The sequence below is a fragment of the Marinobacterium rhizophilum DSM 18822 genome (assembly GCF_000378045.1).
GTDB lineage: Bacteria > Pseudomonadota > Gammaproteobacteria > Pseudomonadales > Balneatricaceae > Marinobacterium_A > Marinobacterium_A rhizophilum.
On the sequence record NZ_KB899100.1, the window covers coordinates 62,765 to 80,667 of the forward strand.

At 56.0% G+C, this 17,903-nt stretch carries 12 protein-coding genes; 1 reads left to right on the top strand and 11 read right to left on the bottom strand.

Features of this window, described 5'->3' with window-relative positions:
- Positions 1-59: 59 nt before the first annotated feature.
- From gltB to pilM, 9 genes are all read right to left on the bottom strand, one after another.
- Entirely contained in the window at positions 60-4,520 is a 4,461-nt protein-coding gene (gene gltB / locus F451_RS0113835; protein WP_020681976.1) for a glutamate synthase large subunit, read from the bottom strand.
- A gap of 455 nt (positions 4,521-4,975) precedes the next feature.
- On the bottom strand, positions 4,976-6,568 hold the full coding sequence (locus F451_RS0113840; RefSeq protein ID WP_020681977.1) for an SPOR domain-containing protein: 1,593 nt from the start codon (positions 6,566-6,568) through the stop codon (positions 4,976-4,978).
- Between the two features lie 8 nt (positions 6,569-6,576).
- Positions 6,577-7,665 carry a 3-dehydroquinate synthase gene (aroB, locus tag F451_RS0113845; protein WP_020681978.1) on the bottom strand — a complete coding sequence of 363 codons (1,089 nt, stop codon included), beginning with the start codon at positions 7,663-7,665 and terminating at the stop codon, positions 6,577-6,579.
- 27 nt (positions 7,666-7,692) lie between these two features.
- The gene (gene aroK / locus F451_RS0113850) at positions 7,693-8,211 is read right to left on the bottom strand and encodes a shikimate kinase AroK (protein WP_276202602.1); all 519 of its coding nucleotides are present in this window, start codon (positions 8,209-8,211) and stop codon (positions 7,693-7,695) included.
- A 17-nt stretch (positions 8,212-8,228) separates the two neighbouring features.
- A complete protein-coding gene (locus F451_RS0113855) occupies positions 8,229-10,334 on the bottom strand; it encodes a type IV pilus secretin PilQ (protein WP_156826485.1) in 2,106 nt (701 codons plus the stop codon).
- Between the two features lie 19 nt (positions 10,335-10,353).
- Positions 10,354-10,926 (bottom strand): pilus assembly protein PilP, encoded by a 573-nt coding sequence (locus F451_RS0113860; RefSeq protein WP_240476480.1) that lies wholly within the window; start codon positions 10,924-10,926, stop codon positions 10,354-10,356.
- A complete protein-coding gene (locus F451_RS0113865) occupies positions 10,910-11,506 on the bottom strand; it encodes a type IV pilus inner membrane component PilO (RefSeq protein ID WP_020681982.1) in 597 nt (198 codons plus the stop codon). Before F451_RS0113865 ends, F451_RS0113860 begins: the two co-directional genes overlap by 17 nt.
- Complete coding sequence (locus F451_RS0113870; protein WP_020681983.1) at positions 11,506-12,057, bottom strand: PilN domain-containing protein; 552 nt, start codon at positions 12,055-12,057, stop codon at positions 11,506-11,508. The genes F451_RS0113865 and F451_RS0113870 overlap by 1 nt, the downstream gene beginning before the upstream one ends.
- Before the next feature lie 9 nt (positions 12,058-12,066).
- The gene (gene pilM, locus F451_RS0113875; RefSeq protein WP_020681984.1) at positions 12,067-13,128 is read right to left on the bottom strand and encodes a type IV pilus assembly protein PilM; all 1,062 of its coding nucleotides are present in this window, start codon (positions 13,126-13,128) and stop codon (positions 12,067-12,069) included.
- A 151-nt stretch (positions 13,129-13,279) separates the two neighbouring features.
- Here pilM and F451_RS0113880 point away from each other — a divergent pair, with 151 nt between their 5' ends.
- Positions 13,280-15,649: a penicillin-binding protein 1A gene (locus tag F451_RS0113880; RefSeq protein ID WP_020681985.1), complete on the top strand. Its 2,370-nt coding sequence runs from the start codon at positions 13,280-13,282 to the stop codon at positions 15,647-15,649.
- A 119-nt stretch (positions 15,650-15,768) separates the two neighbouring features.
- Here F451_RS0113880 and F451_RS0113885 read toward each other — a convergent pair whose 3' ends face one another.
- Both F451_RS0113885 and rpmE read right to left on the bottom strand, forming a co-directional pair.
- Positions 15,769-17,037, bottom strand: coding sequence for a malic enzyme-like NAD(P)-binding protein (locus tag F451_RS0113885; protein WP_020681986.1), 1,269 nt, complete (start codon positions 17,035-17,037; stop codon positions 15,769-15,771).
- Between the two features lie 632 nt (positions 17,038-17,669).
- Positions 17,670-17,885: a 50S ribosomal protein L31 gene (gene rpmE / locus F451_RS0113895; RefSeq protein ID WP_026291765.1), complete on the bottom strand. Its 216-nt coding sequence runs from the start codon at positions 17,883-17,885 to the stop codon at positions 17,670-17,672.
- Between the last annotated feature and the right edge of the window lie 18 nt (positions 17,886-17,903).

The following is a 17,903-nucleotide window of genomic DNA, read 5'->3' on the forward strand; positions in this document are numbered from 1 at the left end:
GCAGACTCAGCACAGAAGCGCTGTGCAGGGCCTGCCTGACCCGAGGGATAAATTGGCGCTTATTCCGGACGCTTGCGCATGTTGTCCAGCAAAGCGTTCAGGCTTGCCGCCTTGGGCTTAACGAGCCAGAAACGGGGAATGTAATCGAAGAAGTTATCCACAATCTCCTGACCCCACTGGCTGCCCGTTTCCCGGACAAATTCGATGATTACCGAACGCAGGTGGTTCTTGTACGCTTCCATCTGCTCAGTGTGAATACGGTGAATCTCGACCAGTTCGTGGTTGTACTTGTCCACGAAGTTATTTTCCAGATCCAGTACGTAGGCAAAACCACCGGTCATGCCGGCACCGAAATTGTAACCGGTAGAGCCCAGCACGGTCACCAGACCGCCGGTCATGTATTCACAGCAATGATCGCCGGCACCTTCCACCACAGCATGCACACCGGAGTTGCGCACGGCAAACCGCTCTCCGGCGCTGCCGGCCGCGAACAGCTTGCCAGCCGTGGCGCCATAGAGGCAGGTATTGCCCATAATTGCGGTCTCATTGGACTTGAAGGTGACTTCCTTGAACGGATAGAGCACCAGCTTGCCGCCCGCCATGCCCTTGCCGACATAGTCGTTGGCATCGCCTTCGAGGATCAGGTTCTGACCGCCAGCGTTCCAGACACCAAACGACTGACCTGCATGACCGCGGAACCGGAAGGTCACCGGCTCATCCGCCATGCCATTGTTACCGTACCGCTTGGCAATGGCACCCGAGGTGCGTGCACCGACTGAACGGTCGCAGTTGCAGATCGCCAGCTCCCAGTCACCGCCACGCTTGGCGTCAATCGCCTCTTCGGACAGCTCGAGCATCGCGGTGTTCAGCTCACCCTTGTCAAAGGGCTCATTGCGGCTCTGCTGTACCGTATGCGGGTACTCGCTCGGTACGCCGCCATCGCTGATGATGGGGCTCAGATCCAGCGATTTCTGGCGTGAAGTTTCACCTTCAAGCAGCGTCAGCAGGTCAACCCGGCCAACCAGCTCTTCCAGCGAACGCACACCCAGCTGGGCCATCCACTGACGGGTTTCTTCGGCCACGAAACGGAAGTAGTTCTTGACCATTTCCACGGTGCCGCGGAAATGGTCCTTGCGCAGGCCGTCGTTCTGGGTAGCAACACCGGTTGCACAGTTGTTCAGGTGGCAGATGCGCAGGTACTTGCAGCCCAGCGCTACCATCGGCATGGTGCCGAAACCGAAGCTCTCGGCGCCCAGAATCGCCGCCTTGACAACATCGAGACCCGTTTTCAGGCCGCCGTCTGTCTGCAGGCGAATCTTGCCACGCAGCTGGTTGCCGCGCAGCGACTGATGCGCGTCCGCCAGCCCCAGTTCCCAGGGCGAACCGGCGTAGTGGATGGAAGTCAGCGGAGATGCCGCCGTACCGCCATCGTAGCCGGAAATGGTAATCAGGTCGGCATAGGCCTTGGCCACGCCGCAGGCGATGGTGCCAACACCCGGTCGGGATACCAGCTTGACCGAGACCAGACCTTCAGGATTGACCTGCTTGAGGTCAAAGATCAGCTGTGCCAGATCCTCGATCGAGTAGATATCGTGGTGCGGCGGCGGTGAAATCAGTGTCACGCCCGGCACAGAGAAGCGCAGACGGGCGATCAGCTCATTGACCTTGCCACCCGGCAGCTGGCCGCCTTCACCGGGTTTGGCGCCCTGGGCGACCTTGATCTGCATGACATCGGCGCTCATCAGGTATTCCGGCGTAACACCGAAACGGCCCGATGCGACCTGCTTGATCTTGGAGCGCTTCATGGTGCCATGGCGCAGCGGATCTTCACCGCCTTCACCCGAGTTGGAACGACCGCCCAACTCGTTCATGGCCACGGCCAGAGACTCATGTGCTTCCGGTGACAGGGCGCCAAGAGACATCGCGGCGGAGTCGAAGCGCGGGAAGATGTTCTCCACCGGCTCAACCTGGTCCAGCGCAACCGGCTTGGTATCGCTGCGCAAAGACAGCATGTCGCGCAGCGTCGCGATACCGCGCTTGTTGACCAGATCGGCATAACGCTGATACTTCGCCGGATCACCGCTGGATACCGCTTCATGGATCGCCAGCACAACATCCGGGTTGTAGGCATGGTATTCGCCATCGTGCTTGTACTTCAGCAGGCCACCGGGCTGAATGGGCTTGCGTGCCGTCCAGGCTTCCTTGGCAAGCTGGGTCTGCTCAAATTCGAAGTCGCTGAAACGCGCACCTTCGATCCGGCTAACCACACCCTTGAAGCACAGATCCACAATCTCGGAACTCAGGCCAATCGCTTCAAACAACTGGGCCCCACGGTAAGACGAAATGGTGGAGATACCCATCTTGGACAGGATCTTCAGCAGGCCCTTGTTGATGCCCTTGCGGTAGCTCTCGTGGGCATCCAGCGGCGCCATCTGCAACTCGTTGCTGGCGCAGAGGTCATTGAGTACACGGTAGGACAGGTACGGGAAGACTGCAGTGGCACCAAAACCGAACAATACGGCAAAATGATGCGGATCACGCGCCGTACCGGTTTCGACAATCAGGTTAGCATCACTGCGCAGGCCTTTTTCAACCAGACGGTGGTGCACAGCGCCGGTTGCAAAAGCCGCGTGAATAGGGAGCTTGCCCTGCTCGATATTAGCGTCGGACAGCACCAGCAGCACCTTGCCGTCACGTACAGACTGCTCGGCCTGGTCACACAGTGCCTGAACCGCCTGTTCAAGCCCGACACCCGCCGTCGGATCGTAATTAAGATCCAGGCGTGCCACTTCAAAGCCGGACTCATTGTTATCACGAATACGATAGAACTTGCTCGCCGACAGCACAGGCGTGGTCAGAATCACGCGGCGCGCATGTTCGGGCGTATCTTCAAACACGTTGCGCTCGGCACCGAGGCAGGTTTCGAGCGACATGACGATGGCTTCGCGCAGCGGGTCGATGGGCGGGTTGGTAACCTGCGCAAACTGCTGACGGAAGTAGTCATAGGGTGAACGAATGCGGCTGGACAACACGGCCATCGGCTTGTCATCACCCATCGAACCCACTGCTTCCATCGCGGTTTCGGCGAGCGGACGCAGAATCTGATCACGCTCTTCAAACGTGACCTGGAACATTTTCATGTGGGTTTTAACTTCATCGGCCGACATTTCGCTGAACGAACGCGACTCTTCGGTGAAGTTCATCGTGGTTTCGAGACGCAGAGAGTTCTCTTTCAGCCACTTTTTATAGGGGTGGCGCCGCTTGAGGTCGTTATCCACATCGGCCGTATGCAGCACATCGCCGGTCTGGGTATCGATAGCCAGAATCTGCCCCGGCCCGACGCGCCCCTGAGCCACGATGTCTTGCGGCTTGTAGTCAAATACACCAATCTCGGACGCGGTGCAGATATAGCCATCACGCGTCATAACCCAGCGAGACGGCCGCAGGCCGTTACGATCCAGCATGCAAACCGCATAACGCCCATCGGTCATGACCATGCCGGCCGGGCCATCCCAGGCCTCCATGTGCATAGAGTTGAATTCGTAGAAAGCACGCAACTCGGTGTCCATGGTTTCAACATTCTGCCAGGCCGGCGGCACGATCATGCGCACGGCGCGGTAGATGTCCATGCCACCCACCATCAGGAACTCGAGCATGTTATCCATGCTGGAGGAATCCGAACCACTGGTATTGACGATCGGCTGCAGCTCTTCGAGGTTGGGCAGCAGGTCGGTGGTAAACTTCGGCGCCCGGGCGCGAGCCCAGTTGCGGTTACCTTCAATGGTGTTAATTTCGCCGTTGTGGGCCAGGAACCGGAACGGCTGGGCCAGCTTCCAGCGCGGTGCCGTATTGGTAGAGAAGCGCTGATGATAGGTACAGACCGCGGTTTCAAGCCGCGGGTCTGCCAGGTCCTTGTAAAATACCGGCAAGTCCACCGGCATGGTCAGACCCTTGTAGGACAGCACCTTGTCGGACAGGCTGCAGATGTAAAAATCTTCATCATCGCTCAGGGCAATTTCGGCCTTGCGACGGGCAGTAAACAGGCTGATCGCCAGCTCACGTTCGGTTTTGCCGTCGCTATTGATCAGCACCTGCTCGATTAACGGCAGCGTATCCCGGGCAATGGGCCCCAGGCAGCTCTCATCCGTCGGAACCACACGCCAGCCGGCAACGTCCAGGCCCTGAGCCTGCAGTTCAGTATTAAGAATGTTGCGCGCGGCATCTGCCTGCGCTGACGCCCGGGACAGAAACACCATGCCCACCGCGTATTGTTCATGTAGTTCAATGCCGAGTTCCTGTTGCACGACGGCACGCAGAAAAGAGTCAGGCTTCTGCATAAGCAGACCGCAACCATCGCCAGTCTTGCCATCTGCAGCGATACCACCACGATGGGTCATACACGCCAACGCTTCTATGGCCTTCTCAAGCAGGTCATGACTTGGATTGCCCTGCATGTGAGCCATTAGCCCAAAACCGCAGTTATCCTTGAACTCACCGGGGCGATACAGACCTTTGCTCATAGCCAATCTCACTTAAAAGTTCTTTTGTATCAATACGTTATCACCAACCTAGTCACCGCAGCCGCACAACTCAGGCAAAAAGGGACGATCATTCTACACAGGCGTGAGCTTCGGTACAAATTTTGCTCAGTAACACCACGATCAGCAACCTGTTCCAGATGGGATGAACCACGGATTCACCGCCCACCCGCGGGCTCTGCACTGGCTGGTAAGCGCCAGCAGTATAACGCAACGGCGGTACAGTAACGCAGCCGTCACAATTAACGCGATACACTGTCACGTAGATAATTAGAATTTCAGAATTAAAGGGTGAAGCTCCGCCTACCCTTAGAAATACCGCAATGCAGCATCACTAGCAAGGAAACGGGCCTCGGCAGTGCCCCTAAGTTGGATATGCAGAACACGCGGCGGCCCCGCCAGCAAGCCTGATTTCTGACTGCCAGTCCTACAGGCTGCTAACCCGATACCTTGCGGATATCCGCCTTTACACCCTGTATGCTACGCGCCCAGGGTTTGAGCTTTTGCAGCGATGACGGCAACTTTTGCGCAGCAGCACTGGCCTCCTTGCGACTACCAAAGCGGCCAGTAACAACCACGTGCCACGGCTTACCTTTATAGAGCGTCGAAAAATAATGGAAGGCCCCGGGGTCCTGCTGATCAGCAATAAACCCCTTCGCTGTTTCCAGCTGACGCGCTCCCAGCAGTTGCAGCGTATAGCCTCGATCCGGCCAGCTCAGCAAGCCATCGCCGTCCTGCACGACGGGTGCCACTGGCGCAGGGGGAGCATCATTGCCAGTCACGAGACGTTCATGCTCAGCCGTCGTAACCGGCAGCACGTTCACAGCGGCACTCTGCTCCAATATTGGCATAAGCTCGGGTTCGACGGGCACTTCAACCAGGCGAGCTTCTGGCCGCTGCGCTACGGGACCGGACTCGACGACCACCTCTGCCAAGCCGGCATCAGGCTCAAGCTCAGCATCTACAGGCAACACGTTCGACGCATCAGGCAAGAAATCCTGTGCGCTCAACACGGGTGGTACCGATACCGCTGCCGGGGAAACGACAAGCGCAACCGGCGGCTCGACATCGACAGAATCGGTTTGCGGCCGCGAAGCAAGCGGCTGAGGAGCTTCAACAATATCGATCTGCGGTACGGTCTGCTCCACAGATGCGGCAATGACGGGAACAGCCAGCGGCACGGAAACCCGTTCACTGTTCTCCGACACAGCCGACTCCGGCTGCCAGTAGATCCAGCCGGCCATTGCGACAATCACAACCAGCATCAGGGATGCACCACCGAATACCAGTGTGGATCGGTCCCGCCGAATCACCGGCGCCGGCGACTTCAAACGCAGGGCCTGTGATGCCAGCCGATCCAGCGAGCCAGGCATTCGATCACTGTCGCCTACCAACTGCTGCAGTTTACGACTGTCCAGCACTTCCAAAGCCGGATAGCGTAGCCGAATAAAATCACCGGCTTCGGCAATGTCAAAAGGCTGCAAAAACTCCTGATGCAACCGCCCCTCCAGCTCCTGAGACAACCCCATCGCCATGAGGCGCTGTGAAATACTCCGCCCAGCGAGCACCGTACGTACGGAAGCGAAACCTGCATTCTGAAGATTGACCAACAGCTCCAGCGCATCATCGTCCAGCAGGTCAGCGTCGTCCACCAGAACAAGCCACTGCAGCCCGGCCTCCTGAGCCTGGCGCGCCTCAACATGAATGCACTCCAGCAATTGGGCCTGCGTGGTGCAGTCGGCAATATCCAGACCACAGCCTTCGCCCAACTGGCGCAGCAGCATCGCAGTACCCGCCCCCTGCTGCAGCGACAGGTAACACAAGCGCCCTTCGGCGGACTGGAGTTTCAGCTGCCGCAACAGGCTGGTTTTGCCGCTACCGGACGCCCCCTGAACAACCAGCAGGAAATCCGAGAAACGTACAAGATGGTGCAATTTATCCAGCAGCTGCAGGCGCGAGGGTGGCTCGTAATACTCCACACGACTGTCACCCACATAGGGCGAAGCTGACACAGCCGCCTGCTGGCGCATTCGCCCGCTCACTGCCGGGCCAGAGCCAATCGGGAAGACAGGGTTTCACGCAGCAATTCAGGTGCGAAATCAGATGTCACGACCCCCTTCCCCACAGCCTCAAGCAATATGAGGCGCAACTGACCGTCGAGCACTTTTTTATCGACCGCCATCAACGATAGAAAGTCATCCTCATCCATCGTTGCTGGCGGCAATACCGGCAGACCCGCCGCAACATGAATAGCACTTATACGTGCCACATCCGCATCACTCAACCAGCCAAGACGACGGGACAGATCTGCCGCCATCAGCGTTCCCGCCGCAACCGCTTCACCGTGCAGCCAGTTGCCATACCCCTGGTTTGCCTCGATCGCATGACCAAAGGTATGACCGAGATTCAACAAGGCACGAATGCCGGACTCTTTTTCGTCCTGAGCAACCACCTCTGCCTTTATCTCGCAGGAGCGGTATATGGCTTTAGCCAGGCACTCGGTATCTCCCGCCACCAGTTTCGGCATCGTTGATTCGAGCCAGCTGAAGAACTCACTGTCATAGATAAGGCCGTACTTGATGACCTCTGCAAGCCCGGCTGATAACTCCCGTGCCGGCAGGGTTCCCAGCACCGATGTATCGATCAGCACGCACTGTGGCTGATAGAAAGCACCGATCATGTTCTTGCCTAGCGGATGGTTGACACCGGTCTTGCCGCCAACCGAGGAATCCACCTGGGACAGCAACGTGGTCGGCATCTGGATAAAGTTGACCCCTCGCTGATAACAGGCGGCCGCAAAACCGGTCATGTCACCCACAACCCCGCCACCCAGAGCAATCAGTGTCGTGGTGCGGTTATGTCGTTTCGTCAGCAGATGATCAAAGATCGTATTGAGGTGTTCCAGTGTCTTGTACTGCTCACCATCCGGCAGAATCAGAGAGTCAACCTGATAGCCATCCAGGGCCTGTTCCAGCCTGGAAAGATACAGTGGTGCGACGGTTTCATTGGTCACGATACAGACCTGCCGACCGCGAATATAAGGCCCTATCAGTTTCTGCTGCAGCAGCCCCTCGCCAATGTAAATTGGGTAACTACGCTCACCCAGATCGACGCTCAAATTCTGCACGCGCGAATCACTCCTGTTTGCGAAGAGTCACTTGACCAGGCCAAGTTTGGCCAATTGACGATAAATTTCGGATACGACGGCCTTGGGATGACGCCGGTCGGTATGCAGGGTTATATCACAGGTCTGCCGATAGAGGGGATCACGCTGACGCAGCAGCTGCTTCAACGTCTCGGCGGGGTTCTCGGTCTGCAGCAACGGACGGTTTTTATCCCGCGCCGTGCGCTCGAGTTGCTGCTCCACGGTTGTATGCAGGTAGATGACTACGCCATGGGATTGCAGGGCAGCGCGGTTGGCTTCACGCAGGACCGCCCCGCCACCGGTTGCCAGTACGATGTTGTCGCGCTCACAGAGGTCGCGAATAACTGACTCCTCGCGTTCACGGAAGCCAGACTCCCCCTCCACATCGAAAATCCAGGGAATATTCGCACCCGCACGGGCTTCGATTTCCCTGTCACTGTCGATAAACTCCAGGTTCAGCTCATGAGAAAGAAGACGCCCTATGGTGCTTTTTCCAGCTCCCATAGGGCCTATAAGAAAGATGTTCAAATTGTACCAAACCCCGATTACTGAACTGCCAGAGACTCCCTGATCAGCTTCGGCGTAATAAAGATCAACAGTTCCGTTTTGGTGTTGGACTGTTCACGCTTGCGAAACAGGCTACCTATCACCGGAAGATCTCCCAGCAGCGGCGTCTTGGAGACGTTATTAACCGATTCGTTGCGAAAGACCCCGCCGAGCACCACTGTATCACCGTCTGCCACATTCACCGTAGTGGTCAGCTGGTTTTTATTGATGCTCACTTCGCCGTTGGGCAGAACTGCACCGACCGAATCCTGAGTAATATCCAGATCAAGCGAGATGCGGTCTCCCGGATTCAGCTGCGGTGTCACCTGCAGCTTCAGGGTGGCATCCTTGAACTCGATGCTGACCTCTCCATCTTCCACTGTCTGGAACGGAATCTGCACCCCGGACTCGATCAGCCCCGGCTTGCCGTTGGTGGTGATCACCTTGGGCTGTGAGACGATTTCCGCCTTGCCTTCGGTCTGCAGTGCAGACAGTTCGGCCGACAACAGGAAATTGTCGCGAATATAGCTGAACACAATGGACGATTGCGGCGTTACACCGAGATCGACCATCAGATTCGAGTTGTTATCATCCGGTAAACCGTCAACAAACTGCGGCGTGTTGCTTGGAGAACCGCCATCAATAATAAAAGTGCTGTTCTTGCGATTTTCCACCGCAGCCGCTCCCCAGCGAATCCCCAGATCTTTCTGGAAATCATTGGAGGCTGAAACGATACGTGCCTCGATCAGTACCTGGGCGACTTCGACGTCAAAGCGGCGCAGTGTATCACGAATTTCTTCGATTTGAGCGGCGGTTTCACGCACCATCAGCACATTGGTCTCGTCATCCGACATGATGAAACCACGCTCCGAAATCAGCTTGGCCTGCTCGACGCGGGATTTCATTTCCGACGACTTGCGAAAATCCACCTGAATGAATTCGGTCACCAGCGGAGCCAGTTCCTTAACCTGTTTCTGCGCCTCAAGTTCAGCGCGCTCGCGCTCGGCGATGACTTCGGACGGACCAATCAGCATCACGTTGCCGACCACGCGCTGCGCCAGACCCTTTGTTCTCAACACCAGGTCCAGCGCCTGATCCCAAGGCACGTTTTTGAGCCGCAGGGTAATATTGCCACTCACATTGTCGTCGACCACCAGGTTCATCTCCGCCACTTCAGCGATAATTTGCAGGATTGAGCGGATATCGACATCCTGGAAGTTCAGGTCAATTTTCTCACCGGTGAACGGGAATCGCTCTTGCTTGCGCTTCTCATCTTCGGCAAAGCTGATGGGGCGAAAATCGAGCACCAGCTGATTGCCGGTCTGGTAAGCCATGTAGTCATAGGGGGCCGCGCCCGGCTTGATCAGGATCGTTGTATTGGAGCCGCTGGTCATGGAATCGATAAACATGACCGGTGTCGCAAAGTCTTGTACATCAACGCGCTGTTCAAGCGAGCCGGACAATGAAGCGCCCAGCAAATTGACAACAACATTGCTACCCTCTTCTATGATATCGAGGCCCGCCTTGTCATCGGACATCGAGATCAGTACTCGACCCAGACCTCCATCCATGCGCTCAAAATCGATGCCCTGCACGCGCGTGCCCATCGGGGCGGACTCAGTTCGAGTACCTGCTACTGATTTTGCCGAGCGATCACGCAATGTCCCCGCGGCCAGCGCACCGGCGGAGCCACCAAACACCAAAAACAACGAATTGCCTTGCGTGTAGGTTTGATAATCCACCATTTCATTCAGGTTCGCGACGACCCGCAAACGCCCTTCCGTTTCAGCCATGCTCAGGCTGTCGACCTGCCCGGTCTTGATATCAAGCTGGCGCCGCCCCAGGTCATTGCTCGCCCCGGCCAGATCCAGCACCAGGCGCGGCGGACTGTCGATCACATAAGCCCGGGGCGATGGCGGTGGCATATTGAAATCCAGCCGCACCTCAAGCTTGTGTCCTGGCAAGGCGACGAAGGATGAATCCTTCAACATCACGCTTTCTGCCCGCGCCTGCACCACCATAAGACAACATGCCAGTATCAGCATTAACTGCCACCCAAGACCCCGTGCAACGGAGTTGTCCTTGCATATGCTGTATGTCTTCATAACCCTAGCTGTCCTTTGATCATTCTTTTTCAGGCAAGGCAATCACGCGCGGGCGCTTCATCCAGCCCCCCCGACCATTTTCAATAATTTCCACAAGTTCAACACCCAGCTCAGACACCTCCTGCACCTGGCCGTAATCCAGACCAAGATAATCCCCGTTGCTGACACGGTGAATTTCGCCTTTCGGATCCCTTAACAACGCCCAAAGATTACCGCCGTCAAGACTGGTGATAGTGCCGACCATATTCAGGCCGTCGATCGAAAATGATTCAAGATACGTTTTGACGCGCTCAGTATCCGGCTTCAGGTCTGATACCGGCCCCCGATCCTCTTCTTCAACCACCAGTTCAACCAGCGGCTGAAATGGATCGCGCAAACTGGCGCCCTGATAAATAAAGGCCTCGTAGGACTTGAACTCGGGCAGAGGCTTTATTTTCCCCGGGGGCTTGGCCTGAGTTTGCTGCACATAAGTGCGCAGATCGGCCGTATCTTGCACCCAGATGCAACCGCTGGCAGTCGCTGCGAGCAGAAGCACTATTCCCACGCGGGCTGGGCTGCTGAATATAGCTGTGCGCTTATTTGGTGTCATCATAACGATACGTCTTCGCCTGGATTGTCATCACCAAAGAGTCACTGTCAGGACTAACATTGAAGTCATGCAGTGTCACTATTCGATCGATCGCCGCCACACCACTGACAAACTGTCCCAGTTCATGGTAGCTGCCCACTACATCAATATTGATGGGCAGTTCAATATAAAACTTGCTCTTGCGTTCAGGCTGCAGTGCAATACTGTTGATCACCAGACCCGCACCCCGCCCGATATCGGAAATATCTTCCAGCAGACCCGGCACTTCCTTGTCGGTCGGCAGCTGGGTCAGCAACTCGGAAAAGCGCCCTTCGACATCCGCCATCTGTTTGCGTAGTGCAGGCAGATTAGCCACCTGGAACGCTTTTTTCTGAAACTCGGTCTTGAGCGGTGGCTCCTTGGCGATTTCCCGCTCCACCGCAATATACTGGTCGTTCACATAGAAATAGATCGCCCCGCCCACCAAAGCGCTAAACAGCAAAATGTAGACGACGATCTTGACGCCAATGGGCCAGTTACCGGCTTCATTCACATCAACATTATTAATATCAAAACCTTTGAAAGCATCGCTCAGGGCACCCATTATTGCTGCCCTCCATCGTCTTTGGGTTTGGTCAGGGGAACGTTCAGATTAAACTGACGCACCTCACCTGCGCTTCGGACCTGGGACAGGTTCGGCTCGCCAAACCAGATAGAAGAATTCATGCCCCGCATCAAATTGGAAACATCCTTATTCTGATCTGCAATACCATTGACCGTCACGCTTTCGCCTTTGCGGGAAACGGAAGAGTAATAAAGCTTGTCAGGCAGAACCCGCACCAGCTCATCAAAATAGCGTACCACCAAAGGACGATTGCCTTGTAATTCCTGAATAGCATTGAGCCTTTCCAGCAAACGCTCACGCTGCCGTTCCAGCTCTTTTATTTCTTTTATTTTTTCATCAAGCTTGGCTATTTCAGCCTTAAGATAATTGTTGCGAGCGTGCTGGCGGTCCATCTGGACATCAAAATAATAGCTGATCCCGAAAGAGACTGCCCCAGCCATAATGACAGTGAGCAACAGATTGGTAATGAATTGCTTTTGCCGGGCGGCATTTCGCTCTTCACGCCAAGGTCGTAGGTTAATCCGCGCCATACGTTATCCCTATTGATCAAATGAGCGCATCGCAAGCCCGCAGGCTTTCGTTAGCAGGGGAGCTTCAGCCTCTAATCGCTGCTTGTTCAGCTTAGAGCTGATTTTCATTGCCGCAAACGGATTCGCAACAACAGTAGGTATACCCACTTCAGCCTCCATGAGCGGCTCTATGCCTTCAATGGATATGGCACCACCGGCAATAATCAGCCGGGCCAGCTGCTGCTGTACACCGGACGAATAAAAGAACTGCATGGATCGCGACACCTGCTGAGCAATGGTCTGGCGAAAAGGCATCACCAGCATTTCCCGAATATCGTCGCTCAACTCGTTGTGTCGCAGGGCCTGTTCAACATCCGCCGCCGGCATGCCGTACTGCTGCTGAATAGCGTTGACCAGATCATTGCCTCCAAACGCCTGCTCACGGCTGTAGATAATCACCCCATCCTTGAAAACATTCAATGTCAGGGTAGAGGCTCCCACATCCGCAAGCGCCACCAACTCGCCAGGCTTGACCGAATTGCCAACAAGACACGGATAAACCCGCTCCATGGCATAGGTATCGACGTCAATGATCTCGCATTTAAGACCCGCACCATTGATGGCCTCCTCACGCTGCTCGACATCCCCCCGGCGGCATGCCACCACGAGAATGTGATCCAGGTTAGAGACACCCTCAACCGGGCCGATTACTTCAAAGTCAAGTGAGACTTCGTCCAGGGGGTAAGGAATAAACTGATCTGCCTCGATTTTGACCTGTTCTTCAAGCTCGAACTCGTCAAAAACGTTGCTTATCTGCAGTTTTTTGGTAATGACCGCAGATGAGGGTACCGCTGTCACCGCCGATGTCAGCTTCAAGCCCATCTTTCGCAGCGCTTTTTCAATCGCATCCGATACTGCGGGTATTTGCTGAATGCTTCCATCGACGACCGTCGACGGCGGCAAGCTCACCACTGCGTAAGAATTTAATGAATACTCGGCGCCACTTTTGGACAGCGCCACCAGCTTGACCGACGACGAGCCGATGTCAACACCGACCCATGCTCCAGATTTATTTCCTAGCAAGCTCAACACTGCTTTATTCCTTTGCAGACTGCAGGGTTTCCCATCGCACCCACCAACTCTAGCTATAAACTTCAGAAAATAAAACTATGCAGTGCTAGAGGGTCCGGGCATGCAACCGATATACTACCAGCTACGCACAATTAGTTTGTAAAAAGGTAGCATGGGCGTGTTGATTTCGCTGATAAAATTATTCGCTAAACTGGCTTTGGCCGGAGTCGTTGTCGTATTGCTGGCCGTTGCTGGTGTCTATTACACCCTTGCGCCGCAACTGCCGGACGTCGAAAGCCTGCGTGAAGTCCAATTCCAGACGCCTATGCGGATTTTTTCCAGCGACAACAAGCTGATAGCCGAGTTTGGCGAAAAGCGCCGCACACCGGTCAGCTACAACAACATTCCGACCAACCTTGTGCGCGCCTTTCAGGCCGCTGAAGACAGCCGGTTTTTCGAGCATATTGGCATCGATTTCAAGGGGTTGAGTCGGGCAGCGTTCCAGCTGGCAACCAGCGGTCACATTCAGAGCGGCGGCTCCACCATCACTATGCAGGTCGCAAAGAATTTCTTCCTCAGCCGCGAACGCACGTTCCACCGCAAGTTCAATGAAATACTGTTGGCCCTGCGTATCGAGCGGGAGCTTTCAAAAGAAGAAATATTCGAGCTTTACGTAAACAAGATATATCTGGGACAACGCGCCTACGGCATAGAAGCCGCGGCCGGTGTTTACTATGGCAGCAGCATCCAGGACCTGAGCCTGGCCCAGATGGCCACCATTGCGGGCCTGCCCAAGGCCCCCTCGACCGACAACCCCATCAGCAATCCCCAACGCGCCATCGAGCGACGCAACTGGATTTTGCAGCGCATGCACGGCCTGGGCTACATTTCAGATCAGGATCTCGAAGAGGCCTCCGCCGCACCTAACACAGCCCGCTACCACGGCGCGGATATAGAGCTGAATGCGCCCTATGTGGCTGAAATGGTCCGCAGTGAACTGTTTGAACGCTTTGGCGAGGACCTCTACAGCGATGGTTACCGTGTTTACACTACAATCGATAGCAAACTGCAGACCACGGCGACTCGCGCACTGCAGGACGGACTGCTTGCCTACAGCACACGCCATGGCTATCGAGGACCTGAGTCGCAGCTGGATACAGCACTCACACTCGAGGCCATCCAGAAAAAACTCGACAGCACGACAAGCTATGCCAGTCTTGAGCCTGCCGTTGTAACCCTGGTCAATGACCAGAGCATCCAGGCCAACCTGAAAAATGGCGACACCGTCACCGTGGAGTGGCCTGGCCTCAAATGGGCGCGCAAATATCGAAGCAACAATTCGATGGGGGCACTACCCAAAAAAGCCGCCGACATAGTGGCGGCCGGCGATGTGATCCGCCTTCGCAAGGATGACCAGAGCTGGATACTCAGCCAGCTACCCCAAGTACAGGGAGCCTTCGTCGCATTGAACCCCGAGGACGGTGCCATTCAGGCGCTGAGCGGCGGATTCAACTTCAACCTGAACAAATTCAACCGCGCTACTCAGGCCTACCGCCAGCCAGGTTCCAACTTCAAGCCCTTCATCTATGCCGCCGCACTGGAAAACGGTTTCACACCGGCCAGCCTGATAAACGACGCCCCCGTGGTGCTTGAAGATGCAAGCCTCGACGGAAAATACTGGCGGCCACAAAACTACAGCCAGCAATTTTACGGTCCGACACGCCTGCGTGAAGGACTGTTCAAATCCCGCAACCTGGTTTCCATTCGCCTGCTGCGCGCGATCGGCATTGATACCGCCGTCAACTACATCCAGGAATTTGGTTTCGACCCGCAGCGCCTGCCACGCAACCTATCCCTTTCGCTGGGCAGCGCCGATGTTACGCCACTGGAAATAGTGACGGGCTATGCAGTGCTGGCCAACGGCGGCTTCAAAGTCTCACCCCATTTCATCCAGCGCATCGAAGATCAGTACGGCAACCTGATCTTTGAGGCAAACCCCGCCTGTGCAAACTGCAACAACAGCGTGGCCGCTGACAGCACGGACATTCTGCTGTCACCCAGCGCCCCACGCGTCATGGATCCCCGCGCCGCCTATTTGATGTACAGCATGCTGCAGGATGTTATCCGCCAGGGCACTGCGACGCGCGCACGCAGCCTGGAGCGCAACGACCTGGCGGGCAAGACAGGTACGACGAACGACCAGAAAGATGCCTGGTTCACCGGCTTTAACCGCGACCTGGTCGCCACCGCCTGGGTCGGCTTTGATCAACCAGCTCCTTTGGGCCGCAGTGAGTTTGGTGGCACGGCCGCCTTGCCCATCTGGATCGACTTTATGAAAGAGGCACTGGATCAGGCGCCGGAGAACGGACCCGTGCAGCCAGACGGCATCGTGCGCGTGAAAATTGACCCCGCCACGGGCCTGCTCGCCTACCCGGGGCAGGACAACGCGATTTTCGAAGTGTTTCGCGCCGAGGACGTACCGGCCAATCCCGCTCAAAGCACCGCCGGCGGGGGCCCGATCAACACGGACGATATTTTCTAGCGTTGTCCCACGAGAGCTTCCAACAGCGTCAACACTGCCCTCCCAAGCTCAGATAAAGGCTATATTCCAGACACAAAAAACCCGGCATGTGCCGGGTTTTTAGCATCAGATTGAAGCTCTTACTTCAACAAATCAGCGACAGTCGTCAACGGGTAGTGTGCAGGCAGCGGCAGACGCGCGACACCGGAATCAATCGCAGCCTGGGCAACAGCCATGGATACAGCGCCGAACAGGCGGTTGTCGGTGGGTTTGGGGATGATGTACTGCGGCCCAAACTCAAGTGAATCCAGTTCGTAGGCCGCGAGGACTTCCTGCGGCACTTCAGCCTTGGCCAGATTCGCAAGCGCCTTGACGGCTGCTTCTTTCATGGCCTCGTTGATTTCAGTTGCACGCACATCCAGCGCGCCACGGAAAATGAACGGGAAGCCCAGCACGTTGTTTACCTGGTTCGGGAAATCGGACCGTCCGGTCGCCATAATCACGTCGCTGCGAGTGGCGTGAGCCAGCTCCGGGTGAATTTCCGGATCCGGGTTAGAGCAGGCGAACACGATGGGCGTTGCCGCCATCTTGGCCAGCTGCTCCGGCTTGAACAGGTCCGGACCGGAAAGGCCGACAAACACATCGGCACCTTCGATGGCATCATCCAGGGTACGCAGGTCGGTTTCAGTCGCAAAGACAGCCTTTTCCGGGCTCAGATCGTCACGGCCAGAGTGAATCACACCCTTGCGGTCGATCATGAAGATATTTTCGACCTTGGCGCCCATGTTGATCAGCAGCTTCATGCAGGCAGATGCGGCAGCGCCGGCACCCAGGCAGACAATGCGGACTTCATCCAGCTTTTTGCCGGCGATTTCCAGCGCGTTGATCATGCCGGCGGCGGTTACAATCGCGGTACCGTGCTGATCGTCGTGGAAGACGGGAATATTGCAGCGCTCGATCAGAGTACGTTCAATTTCAAAGCATTCGGGTGCCTTGATGTCTTCCAGATTGATGCCACCAAAGGTCTCGGCAATACGGGCAACGGTATCGATAAACGCCTGCGGACTCTCGGCGTCAACTTCGATATCCACCGAGTCAATTCCGGCAAAACGCTTGAACAGAAGGGCTTTGCCTTCCATAACCGGCTTGGATGCCAGCGGCCCCAAATTACCCAATCCCAGAATCGCGCTACCGTTGGAGATTACAGCCACGAGGTTGCCCTTGGCGGTGTAGCGGTAGGCGTTGTCCGGATCCTTGGCGATTTCGCGTACCGGCTCGGCCACGCCCGGGCTGTATGCCAGCGCCAGATCACGGGCGGATTCGGCAGGGGTCGTCAGCTCAACGCTGATCTTGCCCGGACGGGGAAACTCATGGTAATCGAGTGCGGCTTTTTTAAATTGCTCAGACATGATTGCAGGCTCAATAGGCTGATTTATTAGTTGCTAGGGGTTATGAATGATATAGAAAAGACCTTATACCCACAATAACCTCAAAAATTGTATCCATTCGACACGGATCAGTCCGCCTGGCGGCTGAAAATGATGCTCATATCTCACCCGAAAAACACATAAAAACTGTATATATTTCAATATTCTGATTGGAACTTTAGCGCCAGAAGCCAGTCTCTCAGCTCCACCCGGCGCCCGACCCGAGCCTACGAGTGCGCGCCCGCAATGCCTTCAGCGAGCGCGACATCCAGCGCGACAAACACCTGATTGCCGATCTCCAGCCAGGCCCCAGTCGCCGTTTTGCCACCTGCAGACACTCACCCCCGCCAAGCACACAAGCCGGCACTGGCATTCGCGAGCTGCATGACATCAAGCACAGTCGCCCCGTGCCAAAGACCGCATGAACCCATACGCGTCTCGCGTTCGCGCAAAACAAACAGGTAATTGCTCCACCGTGAGGTCGGTGCGGCACTGGGGGCATACCCGTGTACCCGTGCCCCTGAACATTCAGGGCTTTCGCCAGCAGAACGCCCATACGAAAAAGGCACCCCTCTGGGGTGCCTTTTGCAAAATTCTTGGCAACATCTGCCGAATTACTTCGCCAGCTTGAGACCACCGAAACGCTTGTTGAAGCGATCGATACGACCACCGGTAGTGGCGTCTTTCTGCTTGCCCGTGTAGAACGGGTGGCACTGGCTGCATACGTCTACGTGCATGCTCTGACACATGGTAGAGCGCGTGTGCATTTCATTACCGCAAGAGCAGGTTACGGTAACGTCTTCGTACTTCGGGTGGATTCCAGTTTTCATAACGAGCCTCGATAATCT

Bases quoted from the DNA above. Each gene is read 5' to 3' on its own strand.
- gltB (WP_020681976.1), bottom strand. From the start codon at position 4,520: ATGAGCAAAGGTCTGTATCGCCCCGGTGAGTTCAAGGATAACTGCGGT.
- F451_RS0113840 (WP_020681977.1), bottom strand. From the start codon at position 6,568: ATGCGCCAGCAGGCGGCTGTGTCAGCTTCGCCCTATGTGGGTGACAGT.
- F451_RS0113855 (WP_156826485.1), bottom strand. From the start codon at position 10,334: ATGAAGACATACAGCATATGCAAGGACAACTCCGTTGCACGGGGTCTT.
- F451_RS0113860 (WP_240476480.1), bottom strand. From the start codon at position 10,926: ATGATGACACCAAATAAGCGCACAGCTATATTCAGCAGCCCAGCCCGC.
- F451_RS0113865 (WP_020681982.1), bottom strand. From the start codon at position 11,506: ATGGGTGCCCTGAGCGATGCTTTCAAAGGTTTTGATATTAATAATGTT.
- F451_RS0113870 (WP_020681983.1), bottom strand. From the start codon at position 12,057: ATGGCGCGGATTAACCTACGACCTTGGCGTGAAGAGCGAAATGCCGCC.
- F451_RS0113880 (WP_020681985.1), top strand. From the start codon at position 13,280: ATGGGCGTGTTGATTTCGCTGATAAAATTATTCGCTAAACTGGCTTTG.
- F451_RS0113885 (WP_020681986.1), bottom strand. From the start codon at position 17,037: ATGTCTGAGCAATTTAAAAAAGCCGCACTCGATTACCATGAGTTTCCC.
- rpmE (WP_026291765.1), bottom strand. From the start codon at position 17,885: ATGAAAACTGGAATCCACCCGAAGTACGAAGACGTTACCGTAACCTGC.